The organism is Gemmatirosa kalamazoonensis, assembly GCF_000522985.1.
GTDB lineage: Bacteria > Gemmatimonadota > Gemmatimonadetes > Gemmatimonadales > Gemmatimonadaceae > Gemmatirosa > Gemmatirosa kalamazoonensis.
Genome location: NZ_CP007128.1, coordinates 4,284,656 through 4,299,953 on the forward strand (window position 1 = coordinate 4,284,656; position 15,298 = coordinate 4,299,953).

General features: G+C 72.3%; 13 protein-coding genes. 6 read left to right on the plus strand and 7 right to left on the minus strand.

From position 1 onward, the window contains the following. Positions 1-30: 30 nt before the first annotated feature. From J421_RS18740 to J421_RS18750, 3 genes are all read left to right on the plus strand, one after another. Entirely contained in the window at positions 31-1,470 is a 1,440-nt protein-coding gene (locus J421_RS18740; RefSeq protein WP_025412700.1) for an ABC transporter permease, read from the plus strand. Positions 1,471-1,744: 274 nt separating this feature from the next. Further along, the gene (locus tag J421_RS18745) at positions 1,745-3,871 is read left to right on the plus strand and encodes an alpha-ketoacid dehydrogenase subunit alpha/beta (protein ID WP_025412701.1); all 2,127 of its coding nucleotides are present in this window, start codon (positions 1,745-1,747) and stop codon (positions 3,869-3,871) included. A gap of 291 nt (positions 3,872-4,162) precedes the next feature. Further along, positions 4,163-4,576, plus strand: coding sequence for a hypothetical protein (locus J421_RS18750; protein ID WP_025412702.1), 414 nt, complete (start codon positions 4,163-4,165; stop codon positions 4,574-4,576). Here the strand turns inward: J421_RS18750 and paaD are convergent. The 4 genes from paaD to paaA all read right to left on the minus strand — a co-directional run bounded on the left by paaD (position 4,563) and on the right by paaA (position 7,267). Beyond that, entirely contained in the window at positions 4,563-5,063 is a 501-nt protein-coding gene (gene paaD / locus J421_RS18755) for a 1,2-phenylacetyl-CoA epoxidase subunit PaaD (RefSeq protein ID WP_025412703.1), read from the minus strand. The two genes, J421_RS18750 and paaD, sit on opposite strands and share 14 nt — an antisense overlap. Continuing rightward, positions 5,060-5,788 carry a 1,2-phenylacetyl-CoA epoxidase subunit PaaC gene (paaC, locus tag J421_RS18760; RefSeq protein ID WP_343123355.1) on the minus strand — a complete coding sequence of 243 codons (729 nt, stop codon included), beginning with the start codon at positions 5,786-5,788 and terminating at the stop codon, positions 5,060-5,062. The genes paaD and paaC overlap by 4 nt, the downstream gene beginning before the upstream one ends. 145 nt (positions 5,789-5,933) lie before the next feature. Further along, positions 5,934-6,257 (minus strand): 1,2-phenylacetyl-CoA epoxidase subunit PaaB, encoded by a 324-nt coding sequence (gene paaB / locus J421_RS18765; RefSeq protein WP_025412705.1) that lies wholly within the window; start codon positions 6,255-6,257, stop codon positions 5,934-5,936. Further along, positions 6,254-7,267 (minus strand): 1,2-phenylacetyl-CoA epoxidase subunit PaaA, encoded by a 1,014-nt coding sequence (paaA, locus tag J421_RS18770; protein WP_025412706.1) that lies wholly within the window; start codon positions 7,265-7,267, stop codon positions 6,254-6,256. The genes paaB and paaA overlap by 4 nt, the downstream gene beginning before the upstream one ends. A gap of 98 nt (positions 7,268-7,365) precedes the next feature. Here paaA and J421_RS18775 point away from each other — a divergent pair, with 98 nt between their 5' ends. Further along, positions 7,366-8,157, plus strand: a complete 792-nt coding sequence (locus tag J421_RS18775) for an enoyl-CoA hydratase/isomerase family protein (protein ID WP_025412707.1) — start codon at positions 7,366-7,368, stop codon at positions 8,155-8,157. A gap of 54 nt (positions 8,158-8,211) precedes the next feature. Here J421_RS18775 and J421_RS18780 read toward each other — a convergent pair whose 3' ends face one another. Beyond that, positions 8,212-9,423, minus strand: a complete 1,212-nt coding sequence (locus J421_RS18780; RefSeq protein ID WP_148306392.1) for a Gfo/Idh/MocA family oxidoreductase — start codon at positions 9,421-9,423, stop codon at positions 8,212-8,214. Between the two features lie 142 nt (positions 9,424-9,565). After that, positions 9,566-11,263 carry a peptide ABC transporter substrate-binding protein gene (locus J421_RS18785; RefSeq protein WP_104022796.1) on the minus strand — a complete coding sequence of 566 codons (1,698 nt, stop codon included), beginning with the start codon at positions 11,261-11,263 and terminating at the stop codon, positions 9,566-9,568. Positions 11,264-11,568: 305 nt separating this feature from the next. Between J421_RS18785 and J421_RS18790 the strand changes: the two genes are divergently transcribed. Next, entirely contained in the window at positions 11,569-12,150 is a 582-nt protein-coding gene (locus J421_RS18790; RefSeq protein ID WP_148306393.1) for a hypothetical protein, read from the plus strand. A 56-nt stretch (positions 12,151-12,206) separates the two neighbouring features. Further along, entirely contained in the window at positions 12,207-14,411 is a 2,205-nt protein-coding gene (locus tag J421_RS18795; RefSeq protein WP_025412711.1) for an HD domain-containing phosphohydrolase, read from the plus strand. 92 nt (positions 14,412-14,503) lie between these two features. On the opposite strand, the gene J421_RS18800 is transcribed toward J421_RS18795, so the two are convergent. Continuing rightward, positions 14,504-15,184, minus strand: coding sequence for a Rad52/Rad22 family DNA repair protein (locus J421_RS18800; RefSeq protein ID WP_104022797.1), 681 nt, complete (start codon positions 15,182-15,184; stop codon positions 14,504-14,506). Between the last annotated feature and the right edge of the window lie 114 nt (positions 15,185-15,298).

Sequence of the window (15,298 nt, forward strand, 5' to 3'; positions counted from 1 at the left end):
CAAGCGCGCGATCTCCCCCGTAGAGCCCGCATGACTCTCTTCTCCGCCTCGGCCGCACTCCGCTCCGGCTTCGCCGCGCTCCGCACGAACCCCCTCCGGACGTTCCTCTCCGCGCTCGGCGTCGTCATCGGCATCGGCGCCATGATCTCCGTGCTCGCCCTCTCCGACGGCGTCGAATCGTCGATCCGCAAGCAGCTCGCGGCCGACGGCCGGGTGCTCACGATGCGGATCGAGCCGAAGACCACCGAGTTCGTCGACGGCCTGCAGATGCCGCGTGCGCGCTTCGCCGTCTTCGGTTCGGCGGACGCGGAGGCGCTCGGCGCGGTGGTCGGCACGGCCGGCACGGTCGACCTGTCGGTGACGGGGCCGTCGTACGTGACCGTCGGCGACGCCGGGAAGCGACGCGGGATGATGCTGCGCGGGCTCAACTTCCCACCGCCGTACGTCCGCGAGCACCCGCCGGCCGCCGGGCGGTTCTTCGCGGCCGACGAGGGACGATCCGGCGCCCGCGTGCTCGTCCTGTCCGACGCGCTCGCCGCCGCGCTCGCGCAGACGCTGAAGGAGAGCCCCGCAGCGGCCGACGTGGTACCCGCGACGACGACGGGGCGACGCGACGCGGCCGCCGCGCGCCCGAAGCGGGTGCAGCCGACCACCGCCGAATGCCGCGCGCTCGTCGGCCGGAGCGTGACCGTCGGCGACGAGCCGTGGACCATCATCGGCATCCTCCAGCCTCCGGAAGACGCGCCGACCGCGTGCAGCGGCAAGCCGGCGGCGACGCGACTGCCCGGCGGGCCGTCGATGGGGCTTCCGAGCGCGGTGGCTCCGACCGGGGCCGCGCTCCGTGCCGTCGTCGCGATGCCCGGCCGGCCGATCGCTCCGACACTCGTGCTCACCGCGGCGCGCGTCGAGGACCTCCCGACGCTCCGCGCGGCGGCGCAGCGGTGGCTGTCGATGCGGTTCGGCAAGCCGACCGGATCGGGCGCCTCGGCCAGCGGCGGGTGGCACGACCAGGTCGACCTCTCCAGCTACGAGCGCGAGAGCGAGGGGATCCGACAGGGGATGCTCGTGTTCCGACTGCTGATGGGCGCCATCACCGGCATCTCGCTCGTCGTCGGCGGCGTGGGGATCATGAACGTGCTGCTCGCCACGGTGACGGAGCGCACGCGCGAGATCGGGATCAGCAAGGCGGTGGGCGCGCGCCGCCGCGACGTCCTGGTACAGTACCTCGCCGAGTCGGTCGCGATCTCCGCGATGGGCGCGGTGCTCGGCACCGCCCTGGGCTACGCGGTGGCGCAGGTCGTCGCCGCGTTCATGCGCACGCAGGCGACGATGCCCGTGCACGCGGGCTTCTCGCTGTCGACGATGCTCGTCGCCGTCGGCGCGCCGCTCGTCGTGGGCGTCGCGTTCGGGATGTACCCGGCGCTGCGCGCGTCGCGGCTGTCGCCGATCGACGCGATACGGCATGAATGAACGGCGGGACGACTGGCGGCGGGACGTCTTCACCGCGGGACGTCTCACCGCGGGACGATCGACGGCGGGAACAGCAGCGGCGCGTACCTAGGTCCCAGGGGGGCTCCCCCCCCTTCGCCCAAGGTGCTACATGCGCGAACGGCCGCGGCACCAATCCGGCGCACACTGGATCCCGCCCAACGCAACACGGACCCGCCGTGGATCGTCCCGCGTTCGATCGTCCCGCAGTGGCTCGTCCCGCCGTCAGATCGTCCCGCCGTTTTAGATTCTCCCCATGCCCGTCTCCTCGCAGCCGAAACCGAAGGCCCCGCCGCGTGATCTCCTGAGCCGCGTCGACTGGCGCCGCGTCGCATACCACACGCTCGTGTCGCGCAGGCTCGACGACGTCGAGGAGGCGACGAACCGGAACAAGGCGAGCGTGCCGCGCGAGCACGTGGTGCTGTACCAGTTCTCCGCCCGCGGACACGACGTCGCGCAGACGATCCTCGGCGCGCTGCTCGACCACCCCCACGACGCCGCGGGAGCGTACTACCGCTCGCGGCCACTGCTGCTCTCGGTCGGCCTGTCGATCGAGGATGCGCTCGCGAGCCCACTCGGCCGCGCCGGCGGGTTCAGCGACGGACGCGACATCGGCGTCGTCTGCAACCTGCCGAACCGGAACGGGCCGGTCGTGCTGCCCATGTCGGGCGACGTCGGTGGGCAGTACACGCCGGTCGCGGGATGGGCGCAGGCGATCGGCTACCACCGCGACGTGCTCGGCGACGCGTCGTGGGCGGGCGCGATCGGCGTGTCGTTAGGCGGCGAGGCGTCGGTGGCGACGAACGGGTTCTGGTCGGCGCTCACCATGGCGACGACGCTGTCGCTGCCGATGCTGTTCTACGTCGAGGACAACGGCCTCGGGATCTCGGTGCCCAGCCGCTTCCAGACGCCGGGCGCGAACGTGGCGCGCAACCTCGCGTCGTTCGGCAACCTGCACGTGCGCGACGGCGACGGCTGCGACCCGCTGGAGACGGTGAAGCTGCTCACGGATTGCGTCGACCACGTGCGCGCGGGACGCGGACCGGCGCTCGTGCGTCTGACCGTGCCGCGCCTGTCGAGCCACTCCGGCCCCGACAACCAGAAGGCGTATCGATCGCCCGACGACATCGCCGCCGACGAGGCGCGCGATCCGCTGCCGCGGCTCCGTCGATTCCTCGCCGAGCACGTGCTCGACGCCGTCGAGCTGGAGTCGATCGAGCGGCAGGCGGAGCGCGACGTCGCCACGGCGCTCGACGCGGCGCGCGCGCGGCCGGTGTCCGATCCCGCGCGCGTGAAGCGATTCATCTACGCCGAGCCAGTCACGCCGGGCGACGAGACGCCGACGGGCGGCGTCCCCGAGGAGACGCTCGCCGCGTTAGGCAGCAGTGACGCGCCCGCGAGCGACGGCCCCACCGTGCGGTTCGCGGAAGCGGTGCGCCGCACGATCGCGAACGAGCTCGAGGTGAACCCGCGCGTCGTCGTGTTCGGCGAGGACGTCGGCGTGAAGGGCGGCGTGCACCTCGTGACCGAGGGGCTGCAGAAGCGCTTCGGCGAGCGGCGCGTGTTCGACACGTCGCTGTCCGAGGAGGGGATCGTCGGCCGTGCCGTCGGGATGGCCTACGCGGGGCTCATGCCCGTGGCCGAGATACAGTTCCGTAAGTACGCCGACCCGGCGACCGAGCAGCTCAACAACTGCGGCACCGTGCGCTGGCGCACGAACAACCGCTTCGCCGCACCGATCGTCGTCCGCATGCCCGGCGGCTTCGGCAAGGACGTCGGCGACCCGTGGCACTCGCTGAGCGACGAGGTCCGCTTCGCGCATGCGCTGGGCTGGCAGGTGGCGATGCCGTCGAACGCCGCCGACGCAGTGGGGCTGCTGCGCGCCGCGATGCGATCGAAGAATCCGTCGATCTTCTTCGAGCACCGCGCCCTGCTCATGACGAGCGACGGCAGCGCGCACTATCCGGGCGACGACTACGTCCTGCCGTTCGGGAAAGCCGCGGTGCTGCGCGAGGGAAGCGACGTCACGCTCGTGACGTGGGGCGCGATGGTGCACCGCTGCCGCGAGGCCGCCGAGCGGCTCGGCGATCGCGTGGAGCTTATCGATCTGCGCACCGTGGCGCCGTGGGATCGCGCGTGCGTGCTGGCGTCGGTGCGGAAGACGGGGCGCTGTCTCGTCGTGCACGAGGATACGCTGACGGCCGGCTTCGGCGCGGAGATCGTCGCGACGCTCGCGAAGGACGCGTTCTGGTGGCTGGATGCGCCGGTGGAGCGGCTGTGCGTGGAGGACGTGCCGATGCCGTACCACCCCGTGCTGCTCGAGGCCGTGCTGCCCAGCGCCGCGGCGATCGGCGCGCGATTGGAGGCGTTGCTTTCCGTCTGACGTCGGCCGGACTCCACGTACGAGTTCGTGTGGGACTGAAGAAGGACTGAAGAGAGACTGAAGAAGGACCAAACACAAAGGGTGTTGTCGGTCCTTCTTCAGTCCTCCTTCAGTCCTCCAGAAACACGTACGTGGAGTCATGAGTGCCGCGCCGACCGGCACGCGGTCATCACCGTCGCACCCGAGGTGACACGCGTCACGGTCGTCCCGCCGACACGACGAGACCGTTCTATCAGGCCAGGCACCGAAGCTGCACGTGCAGCCAGGATCGACCCACTGGAGACCCACGAGATGCACCCGACTCGACCGCTCGCGCTCGGCGCCGCGCTGCTCCTCGCGGCGTGCGCGACCGCGCCGGGACCACGCCCCCTCACGACGATCGAGTCGCCCGGCGAGGTGTCGCTCGCCGACGCGGCAGCGCCGGTCGTCATCCACGTGTCGAGCCGGTTCGCCGGTCCGCTCGCGATCTACTCCGTGAGCGCCGGCGTCGCGACGCGGCTCGGCGACGTGCCGGGTGGGCGTGCGGAGCAGTTCCGCCTGCAGGCGACCCAGATCCCGGCCAACGGCCTAACGCTGCTCGCCGTCCCGCAGACGGGGCCCGCGCGCGCGTCCACCGGCGTGCTGCGCGTCGCGCCCGGCTCCGTCGTCGACTTCACGATCGGCGCGTCGCTCGCCGACGCGCGCGCCGGCGTCAGATCGCCTTGAACTCCTCGAACGGCTGGCGGCAGGCGTCGCAGAAGTGGATCGCCTTGCACGCCGTCGAGCCGAACTCGCTGCGCAGCGTGGTGCGCTCCGAGCCGCAGTAGGGGCACGGTACCACGCGCCGGCGGCGCAGCGGGATGAGGTCCGGCCCCTCGGGCGGCCCTGGCGGCGCGATGCCGTAGGCGCGGAGCTTCTCGCGCGCGTCGTCGTCGATCCACGCGGTCGTCCACGCCGGCGTGTACGTCGTACGCACCGCCACCCGCGCGAAGCCGCGCACCTCGAGCGCCGCGACGATGTCGCGCTCGATCTCGCGCATCGCGGGACAGCCGGAGTACGTCGGCGTGATCGTCACCGTCACCGCGTCGCCGTCGACCGCCACGTCGCGCACGATCCCGAGCTCCACGACGCTGATCACCGGCACCTCGGGGTCCGGCACCTCGCGCAGCGCGGCCCAGACGTCTGCCGTCCCCCCAGCGAACGCGGAGGTCACCACTGCGCCCCGGGGTGCGCCCGCGCCACGCTCTGCATCTCGGCCAGCATGTGCCCGAGGTATTCCGTGTGCCGGCCGCGGCGCCCGCCGCTCGCCATCACGCCGTCGTTAGGCACGCGCAGCGTCGCCTCGGCGAGCACCGCCTCCACGCGCGTGCGCCAGCGCGGCCGCAGCGTCGACGGGTCGACGCCGATCCCCTGCTCCGCGACGGCGCGGTCGACGTCGTCCGACTCGAACAGCTCGCCCGTGAACCGCCACAGGTCGTCGAACGCGGACTGCACGCGCGCGTGACTCTCCGGCGTGCCGTCGCCGAGCTTGAGGATCCAGTCGGTGCTGTGGCGCAGGTGGTAGCGGATCTCCTTGTGCGCCTTGGACGCGATTCCCGCGAGCTCCGCGTGCGTGCTGCGCGCGAGCTCCGCGTAGCAGAGCTCCGAGTACGCGTCGAACAGGAACTGCCGCGCGATCGTGAAGCCGAAGTCGCCCTTCGGCAGCTCCACGAGCTGCACGTTGCGGAACTCCACCGCGTCGCGCAGGAACGCGAGCGCGTCCTCGTCGCGCCCCTTCCCCTCCGTCTCGCCGGCGAGCTTCAGCAGCAGCGCCGCCTGGCCGAACAGGTCGAGCGAGATGTTCGCGAGCGCGATGTCCTCCTCGAGGATCGGCCCGTGGCCGCACCACTCGGCCAGCCGCTGGCCGAGCACCAGCCGGTCGTCGCCGAGCCGCAGCAGGTACTCGGCGAGCGCGTTGTCGGTGACGCCCGACGTCCACGTGGGGACGACGTGGCCCGCGGTCGCGCTCAGCGGCCGGACGGCAGGCGGCGCGTCGGACCCGGCCCCGGTCTCCGGCTCGTCGGGCGGATTGCCGTAGCCCACGTCAGTACACCCGCACGCCGCGCGGCACCTTGTAGAACTGCGGGTGCCGGTACGGCTTGTCGTTGCCCGGATCGAAGAAGGGGCCCATGTCGTCGGGCGTCGACGCCGTGATCGACGCGGTGGGCACCACCCACACGCTGACGATCTTGCCGCGCCGCGCATAGACGTCGCGCGCGTTCTGCAGCGCCTGTTCGGCGTCCACGGCGTGCACGCTTCCCGCGTGCTCGTGCGGCGCGCCCTGCCCTTCCTGCGTGAACACCTCCCACAGCGGCCACTGCGTGTCGGACGAGTCGAGACTCGAGGCGCGGGACTCGGGACTCGTCATGCCACGCTCGATTGCGCAACCGCGTCCCGCGTCCCGCGTCCCGCGTCCCGACGCGAGTCGCGCTTCGCGGCATACGCCTCGGCGGCGGCGCGCACCCACGCGCCCTCGTCGTGCGCCTTGTTGCGCGCCGCCAGCCGCTCGCGGTTGCACGGGCCGTCGCCCTTCACGACGCGCCAGAACTCGTCCCAGTCGATCTGACCGAACACCCAGCTCTCCGACGCCGCGTCGTAGCGCAGCTCCGGATCCGGGAGCGACACGTTCACGGCCTGCGCCTGCGGCACCGTGAGGTTCACGAAGCGCTGCCGCAGCTCGTCGTTCGTGAAGCGCTTCACGCGCCAGCGCAGCAGCTCCCCGCTGTTCGGCGAATCCTTGTCGCTCGGCCCGAACATCATGAGCGTCGGCCACCACCAGCGGTTCACGGCGTCCTGCACCATCTCGCGCTGCGCCGGCGTGCCGGCGGCGAGCGTGGCGACGATCTCGAAGCCCTGCCGCTTGTGGAAGTTCTCTTCCTTGCAGATGCGGATCATCGCGCGGGCGTACGGGCCGTAGCTCGTCTTCGCGAGCACCGTCTGGTTCACGATCGCCGCGCCGTCGACGAACCAGCCGATCACGCCGATGTCGGCCCACGTCAGCGTCGGGTAGTTGAAGATGCTGGAGTACTTCGCCTTCCCCGACAGCAGCTCGGCCACGAGCTCCGCGCGATCGACGCCGAGCGTCTCCGTGCCGCAGTAGATGTACAGCCCATGCCCGGCCTCGTCCTGCACCTTGGCGATGAGCGACATCTTCCGCCGCAGGCTCGGCGCGCGCGTGATCCAGTTCCCCTCCGGCAGCATGCCGACGATCTCGGAGTGGGCGTGCTGGCTCATCATGCGCACGAGCTGCTTGCGGTAGCGCTCGGGCATCCAATCCTTCGGCTCGATCGTCTCCCCGGCCGCGATGCGCGCCTCGAACTCGGCGAGTCGGGCGCTCTCGTCGGCGGGGATGCTCTCGGGCGTGGCCAGCGTGCTCACGGGCGATGCTCCGGCTACTGGGATCTCGGGACGCTTCCGTTCGACGTTAAATATAGCCGACCCTCCCCTGGTATAGAGCCGACGCCCGCGAGAGTTCCATGACCGTGCCCCCCGCATCGCCCCTCCACGCGCTCCCGGCATACGGGCGCGTCGTCGTCGACGTGCACGACGGCGTGGCCACCGTGCGCTTCGGCCACCCGAAGGGGAACTCGCTCCCCGCCGCGCTGCTGCGCGACCTCGCCGAGCGCGTCGCCGACGCCGGCCGCCAGCGCGACGTGCGCGTCATCGTGCTGCGCAGCGACGGCCCCGGCCCGTTCTGCGCCGGCGCGTCGTTCGACGAGCTGACGGCGATCGCGGACGCCGACGCGGGCAAGGAGTTCTTCCTCGGCTTCGCGCGCGTCATCCTCGCCATGCTGCGCTGCCCGCAGTTCGTCGTCGCGGCGGTGCACGGCAAGGTCGCCGGCGGCGGCGTCGGTCTCGTCGCAGCGTCGGACTACTCGGTCGCGGTGACGACGGCGGCGTGCAAGCTGAGCGAGCTCGCCGTCGGCATCGGCCCGTTCGTCGTCGGCCCGGTGATCGAGCGCAAGATCGGCCTCGCCGCGTTCCAGGGCATGGCGGTGGACGCCGACTGGCGCGACGCGCGGTGGGCGCACACGCACGGGCTCTACACGCAGCTCGCCGAGACGCCGATGGAGCTCGAGGAGCGCGTGCAGGTGCTCGCCGCACGCCTCGCCGCGTCGAACCCCGAGGCCATGGCGCTCATCAAGCGCGCCGCGTGGTCCGGCACCGACGACTGGGACGAGCTGCTCGCGCGCCGCGCCGAGATGAGCGGGCGGCTCGTGCTGTCGGACTTCACGCGGAACGCGATCGCGAAATTCAAGAACCGGTGAGTCGCTGCGTGGCTGCGTGACCGCCTAACGGTACGCAGCCACGCAGCCACGCAGCTACGCCGTATAGATCGCCCGCGCCGCGTCCTGGAAGCTCTCGCGGAAGCGCCCCGCGACCACGCGCACCGTCGCCTCGAGCCCCACGTCGTACAGCCGGTGCGCGGCGTGCAGCAGCGTGGTGACGTCGAACGGCGTGCCCTGGCGGCGCGCGAGGTATTCCTCGACGGCGGTGAGGTAGCCCATCATGCCGCCGAGCTCCGGGTGGCAGTAGACCTTCCCCGCGCCGAGCAGCACGCGCTCGTTCGCCGCGTTAGGCATGGCGAGGTTCTCCGAGCCGCAGACGACCCGCACGTGCGGGTTCGCGGCGATCGCGTGGACGGCCGCGTCGTCGAGCGAGCCGCCGGCGGCGTTGACGAGCACCGCGTCCACCGGCAGCGCCAGCGCCTCGAGCTTCCGCTCCGCGGGCCACGCGCTCACACCGCGCTCCGCGAGACGGGCCCGCGCGTCGGGCGACGGCTCCACGGCGGTGATCGATCCGACGCCGGTCTCCAACAGCCGCTCGGTGATCCGGCGGCCGATGTTGCCCGCGCCTAACAGCGCGACGCGCGCGCGCTCCATCGGCACGCCGGCGCCGGCGAGCATGCCGCGCAGCAGCTGGAAGTTGCCCTCCGCCGTCGGCGCCGAGGTGTCCGCGGTGACGCTGCCGTCGAACCGCGCATGCATGTAGGCGAGCGACGTCGTGCGGCCGTCGCTCATGGCGCCGTGCCCGAGGTCCTGGCCGGTGACGACCTGGATGTCGCCCGACGCGTTCACGTCGCGCAGGCACTGCACGGCGAAGTCGAGCAGCTCGTGGTCGCGCGGCTGGCCCACCCGCGCCTCCGGCGTCGGCAGCAGCACGCACTTGCCGCCCACGATGCGGTCGAGGTGCCGTCGCCCGAGCGGGCCGGCGACGCGGAGCACGCGCGACCAGTACACCTTCTCCTCCATGCCGACCGCGAGCTCGATCGCCTCGCGGTCGTTGTCGTAGCCGGGCAGCGCGGCGCGGCTGGGCGGGGCGATGCGGAAGCCGCCGAGCGACATGCGCTCCGAGCCGGGCGCGGCGAGCGTCGCCACGCTGAGGCTCCAGCCGGCGTCGGGCTCGTGGTAGCGGTACACCCACACGTCGGGCGCGGACGGGGTCGCGAGCGCCGGGTCGATGCGGCGCGCCTCGTCGGGGTCGAGCAGCTCGGCCCGGAGGTGCGGCAGGCCGAAACGGACGGAAACGGTCACGGTCGTGATCTCGGAGACGAGAGAGTTCGTACGATCCTCGTACAATCTACTCGCGGGCATGGCTCGGCCGCAGAGGACTGCTGCTGACGCCCTCTGCGGCCCTCTGCGTCCTCTGCGGTTCGATTCGCCGAGCCGCCGTGAGTCAGCGCGCGGACGCCGTACGCAGCCCGATCTTGTCGCGCGCGATCCGCTCTCCGGCCGGGATCGACCAGTCGCCGAGCGCCGCCCACCACGCGTCGGCGCGCACCCCGGCCGGACGGACGCGACGGTGCACCCCGGCGAAGTTGCGCAGCTCGTAGATCCACACCGCCGGCGCGTCGTCCGTCAGCGTGTCGTATGCACGGGCGTAGAGCTGCTTCTGCTGCGCCGGGTCGAACGCGAGCGCGGCCGAGTCGATGAGCGCGTCGAACGCGCGGCTGGCGTAGCCCGCGACGTTCGGGCTCCCCGGCGCGTTCGCCGCCGCCGAGCCCCACGACTGCCGCACCGTCGACGGCGACGGATCCGCGTGCCACGCATGCAGCATCGCGTCGAACTTGTGCGTGCCCAGGCGCTGCATCATCGCGTTCGGCTCCAGCTGCTCGATCGTCACCTTCGCGCCGATCTGCTTCAGCTGCTCCTGCAGCAGCACCGCGAGCCGGATGCGCACCTGGCTCGTCGTCGGCACCATGAGCCCGAACGCGAGCGGCTTGCCGCTCTTCGCGCGCACCGAGTCCGGCCCCATGCGCCAGCCCAACGAGTCGAGCGTGCGCGCCGCCGCGGCGAGATCGTGCGTGATCGCGCCGTGCGGCTTGCCGTCGAGCGCGCGCGGCGCGGGGCCCGTCGCCACGTACGCGAGCGTGTCGAGCGCGCTGCGCACGAGGCCCTCACGGTCGATCGACTCGGCGAGCGCCCGACGCAGCGCGCGATCGGCGAACATGCCGCCCCGCACGTTGAACAGCAGGAACCCGACGTCGAGCGACGCGTACGGCATCGCGCGCAGCGACGCCTTCGACGCCACCTGCCCGATCGCGTCGCCGCGCAGCATCTCCCACAGGTCCGCCTCGCCCGAGAGCAGCTTCGCCGTCGCCGCCGCCGGATCCGGCGCGAACGACCAGATCACGCGATCGAGCTTCGGGCGCCCGCGCCAGTTCGTCGTGTCGGCCACGATCTCGATGCGCTGGTTCGGCTCCCAGCGCACGAAGCGGAAGCGCCCCGTGCCCACCGGCTGCCGCGCGAACGGCGTCGTGCGCAGCGCCGCGTGCGGCGTGCCGCCTAACAGATGCTGCGGCAGCACGTAGACGTTGTACACGAAGTCGAAGAACTGCTCCGGGCGGCGCGACTTGAAGTGCACCACCGCAGTGAGCGAGTCGGGCGCGTCCACGGATGCGACGTTCTGCAGCAGCTCCGTCGCCGGCGAGCCGGTCGCCGGATCCGCGTAGACCTCGTAGCTGAACTTCACGTCCGCCGCGCGCACCGGCGTGCCGTCGTGCCACCGCGCGCGCGGATCGAGCGCGAACCGCACCGACAGCGAGTCGCCGGACCACGTCCAGCTCTTCGCGAGCCGCGGGGCGAACGCGGCGTCGCCCACCGTGTTCATCGTGCTGTCGATCTCCGCCAGCCGGTCGAAGAGCTGCGACGTGATCTGCGCCGCCTGCAGGCTCGCGACGAGCGGCGGCAGCAGGATGTCGGCGTCGCCGGCCGTCGCGATCACGAGCGTGCCGCCGACGTCCCCCGCGCCGCTCCCCGACCCGGCGCCGCTCGCGGGTCGGTCGCGTCCACACGCGGCGAGGGCGAGGAGCGCGGCGGCGCTCATGGAGAGGCGGGCGCGGCGCGACGGCGAGCGGAGGATGGAAGTGGACATCGGAGGCGGCGGGGCCCTACGGCTGAGGTCGGTTTGCCTGGGACGTGCGCTGGGTCACACGGGAGGACGCCCCCACCCGTGACCGGGTCACGGACCGTCTCGTCGTTTCGCCAGTGGGACGTCCCACGCCCCGGCCCGCCGCCACCCAGCCTCAAGTTCCCGGCAAGGAGCGCCGAGACTGCCGCCAGAGGTATGGCTCCAGCACGTGGTGGACTGGGCGGCTTTGGGGGCGGGACGCGAACGACCGAGCAGGACGGGGTGACGCACGATGCCCCGCAACCCATGCCCATGGAGTTGGAACTCGTATGACTGGACTTCGCACCGCTCGACTCGCTGTCGTCGCCGCCGCCGTGGTCGCCCTCGGCGCGTGCGATGACGCGTCCCGGACGCAGCTCAGCCCCAGCATCCCTTCGCTCTCGTCGTCGTCCACGGCGGTGCGCGTCGCCACCGTGCAGCGTCGCACGCCGCTCGGCGACGACGTCACGCGCCGCGTGGTCGTCGACCGCAACGGCGCGGTGATCCGCCTCGATGCCGCGGGGCTGAAGGTGAAGGTGCCGAGCAACGCGCTCCCCGCGGGCACCGAGTCGCTCGAGATCACCGTCACGGCGATCGCGGGTTCGCAGTTCGCGTACGAGTTCGAGCCGTCGGGCGCGACGTTCACGCGACCGCTGGAGATCGAGCAGGACATCCGCGACGCCGTGGTCGACGGGCACGACGGCGGCTCGCCGATCGTGTCGTACTTCAAGACGCGCAGCGACGTCGACGCGGCGGCCGGCACGGCCAACTCGTTCGAGGATCTCAACACCAGCATGGACGTGCGCGGCCACAAGCTGCGCACCGACATCTGGCACTTCTCCGGCTACATCGTCTCCTGGGGCCGCCACTGACGCAGCCCCCGCGGCGGCGCGCGTTCGACTGAGCGCGTCGCCGCCCCCACCTCTCGATGACGCGCCCACTCTCCTCCGACCCGGTCTTCGGCAAGCCTCTCGCGGCGGCGCCCGTGCGTCGCACGCCCGAGGAGCTGCTCGATGCCGCGCGGTCCGCCGTCATGGCGGGCCGGCTCGCGGAGGCGCGTGCGATGTCGGGCGAGGTGCTGCGCGGCCTGCCGCGCACCGGCGACGCGCCGACGATCGCCGCGGAAGCGCTGCGCGTGAGCGCGCGCAGCTTCCACATCGAGGGGAACGCCGAGGCCGCGCTCGACTGTCTCGAGGCAGCGCTCGCCGTGTGCACCGCCTCGGGTGACGACGGCGGTGCCGGCCAGGCGCTGAACAACGCGGGCATCGTCCATCTGCAGCTCGGTCAGCTCGACGACGCCGAGCGGCTGTTCGGCGACGCGATGGCCCGCGCGCGCGTCGCGAACTCCGGCCGCGTGCGCGCGTTCGCGACCATGCACCTCGGCATCGTGTCGACGGTGCGCGGCGACCTGCAGCTCGCGCTCTCTCACTATCAGAGCGCGCTCGCCGAGTACCGCGCCGCGGGGCTCGTGCGCGACGTGGCCGCGACGCTGAACAACATGGGTATGCTGCACGTCGACCTCGGCCAGTGGGCCGAGGCCGAGCGCGTGTACGCGGAAGCGTCGAGCATCATCACCGGCATCGGCGACCTCGACGCGCTCGCGCTGATGCACGTGAACCTCGCCGAGATGTGGGTCGCGCGCGGCGACACCCAGAACGCGCGCAAGGCCGTCGAGTCGGCGATGGACGTCTGCGGCCGCACCACGCACTCCGCCGGCATCGGCGACGCGCACAAGATGTTCGGCGTCGTCGCGCGCGAGCAGGGCGCGTACGCGGAGGCCGAGCAGCATCTCGACCGCGCGCGCGAGAACGCGGAGTCGCGCGGCGACCTGCTGCTGAAGGCCGAGACGGCGCGCGAGCAGGCGGAGCTCTTCCGTCGCCAGGGTCGCAACGCCGACACCCTGAAGGCGCTCAACTCCGCGCACAAGCTGTTCGAGGCGCTGCGCGCGCGACGCGACCTCGCCGACATCGGCCGCCGCGTCGGCCGCATCGAGGACGAGTTCGTCGAGGTCGCGCGCCGCTGGGGTGAGTCCATCGAGGCGAAGGACCGGTACACCCAGGGTCACTGCAAGCGCGTCGCGGATCTGTCGTGCATGATCGCCGAGGAGGCGGGGCTCGACGAGCAGTCGCTGTTCTGGTTCCGCATCGGCGCGCTGCTGCACGACGTCGGCAAGCTCGTGATCCCGGAGGAGGTGCTGAACAAGCCGGGCAAGCTCTCCGACGAGGAGTGGGCGCTCATGCGCAGCCACACGGTCGCCGGCGTCGACATGCTCTCCGGCATCGAGTTCCCGTGGGACGTGCGGCCGATCGTGCTGTCGCACCACGAGCGGTGGGACGGCAAGGGCTACCCGAACGGCCTCCAGGGCGAGGACATCCCGTTCGTCGCGCGCATCCTGTGCGTGGCCGACGTGTACGACGCGCTGACGTCGGTGCGCTCGTACAAGCGCGCGCTGTCGCACGACGAGGCGATGGCGATCCTGCGCAAGGACATCGGCACCGCGTTCGATCCGGCGGTGTTCGAGAAGTTCGAGAAGGTCGCGCCGGCGTGGGCGCCGCGCACCGCGGAGATGCAGCGTCTCGCCGCGGCGGAGCTGATGGCCGGCCCCGATGCGCTCCCCCTCCCTCCCGGCCACGACCCGCTGACGCGGCTCCCGCTCGCGCCGCTCGTGCACGCGGAGTGCGGGCGGCTGCTCTCGTCGCGCGGCGCGGCGATCCGCACGGTCGCGGTGCTCGTCGTCACGATCGACGCGGCCGACGCGCTCGCGCGACGGCAGTCGGCGGGCGCCGCGCCGACGACGCTCGACGAGCTGCGGCGCCGGGTCGCGGACGCGCTGTGTCGCAACACGCGCGGCGGCGACTTCGTGGGTCGTCTCGCCGACGACGAGTTCGCCGTGCTGCTGCCGGACACGCAGCCGAGCGAGGCGCGCGGCGCCGCCGACCGCCTGCGCGACGCGGCGACCGGCGTGCTCGCCGCGCCGCGCCCCACCACGCGCAGCACCCACGTCCGCATCGGCGTCGCCGTCGCGCCGGGCCAGGGCCGCACCGCCGACACGCTGTTCGCCGCCGCGCGCGAGTCCGCCGCGCAGGCGGCGGCGACGTCGGGGATGTACGCGGCGATCGACTCGGCGGCCTAACGGTCGAGGGCAGGAGGGCAAGAGGGCAAGAGGGCAGGAGAGTCGTTAGGCCCTCCTGCCCTCTTGCCCTCCTGCCCTCCTGCCCTCGCCGGTCAGGCGGCCCGCTGCGACTCCGTCTCCACGGCGATGCGAGCTTCCAGGAAGCGGATCGCGTCGTCGGCCGCGGCGCGGGTCAGCCCTTCGGCGACGCGCTTGCGGATGCCGCCCGCGACCTTCGCATTGCGCACCTGGCTGAGCAGCGCGTCGATGCGCGCGAGCTGATCGACGGACGCGACCTGCGCCTTCGGCAGCGCCCACTCCGGCATCGTCGGCGGGTCCCACTTGAACCACTTGCCGTCCTTCGTCTTCGCGCTGAAGCGGCCGCCGTCGTGCACCTGCGCCCACCCCTCCTCGAGATCATACAGGTAGCGGCCGAGGCCCCACTGCACCGCCGCACGCTTCATCGAGTTCGAGAGCCCGCCCTTCACCGGCTCGACGTCGCTGTTCTCCGCGCCGTCCCACTTCGTCACCCACTCGCTCGTGCCGTCCGACCGCGCGACGCGGACCGAGAGCCCGCAGATCACGCCGCCGGCAGGGCCTTCCTTGTACACGTTCTGCCAGTTCGCCGGCCCCACGACCTCGTCGAGGCGGTCCATGATCGCGCGGTTCGTGACGTAGGCGAGCACGCGCGCCCACGGCTTCCCGTTCTTCTCGCCGGCGGTCTGCACCCGCCACTCGATGTCCTCGGGCGCGAAGGGGTCGCGCAGCCGGGTCAGCTCGGTCTCCTGTGCCATGTCGGTCTCCTCCAGGCGGTGTCGTCCAGTCCGCTGCGCCGCCCGACCGGGCCGGCACAGGCTCCCCACGGAGCGGGAACTGGTACCCCGAACAGAGACCGCAGGTTCCCCTGG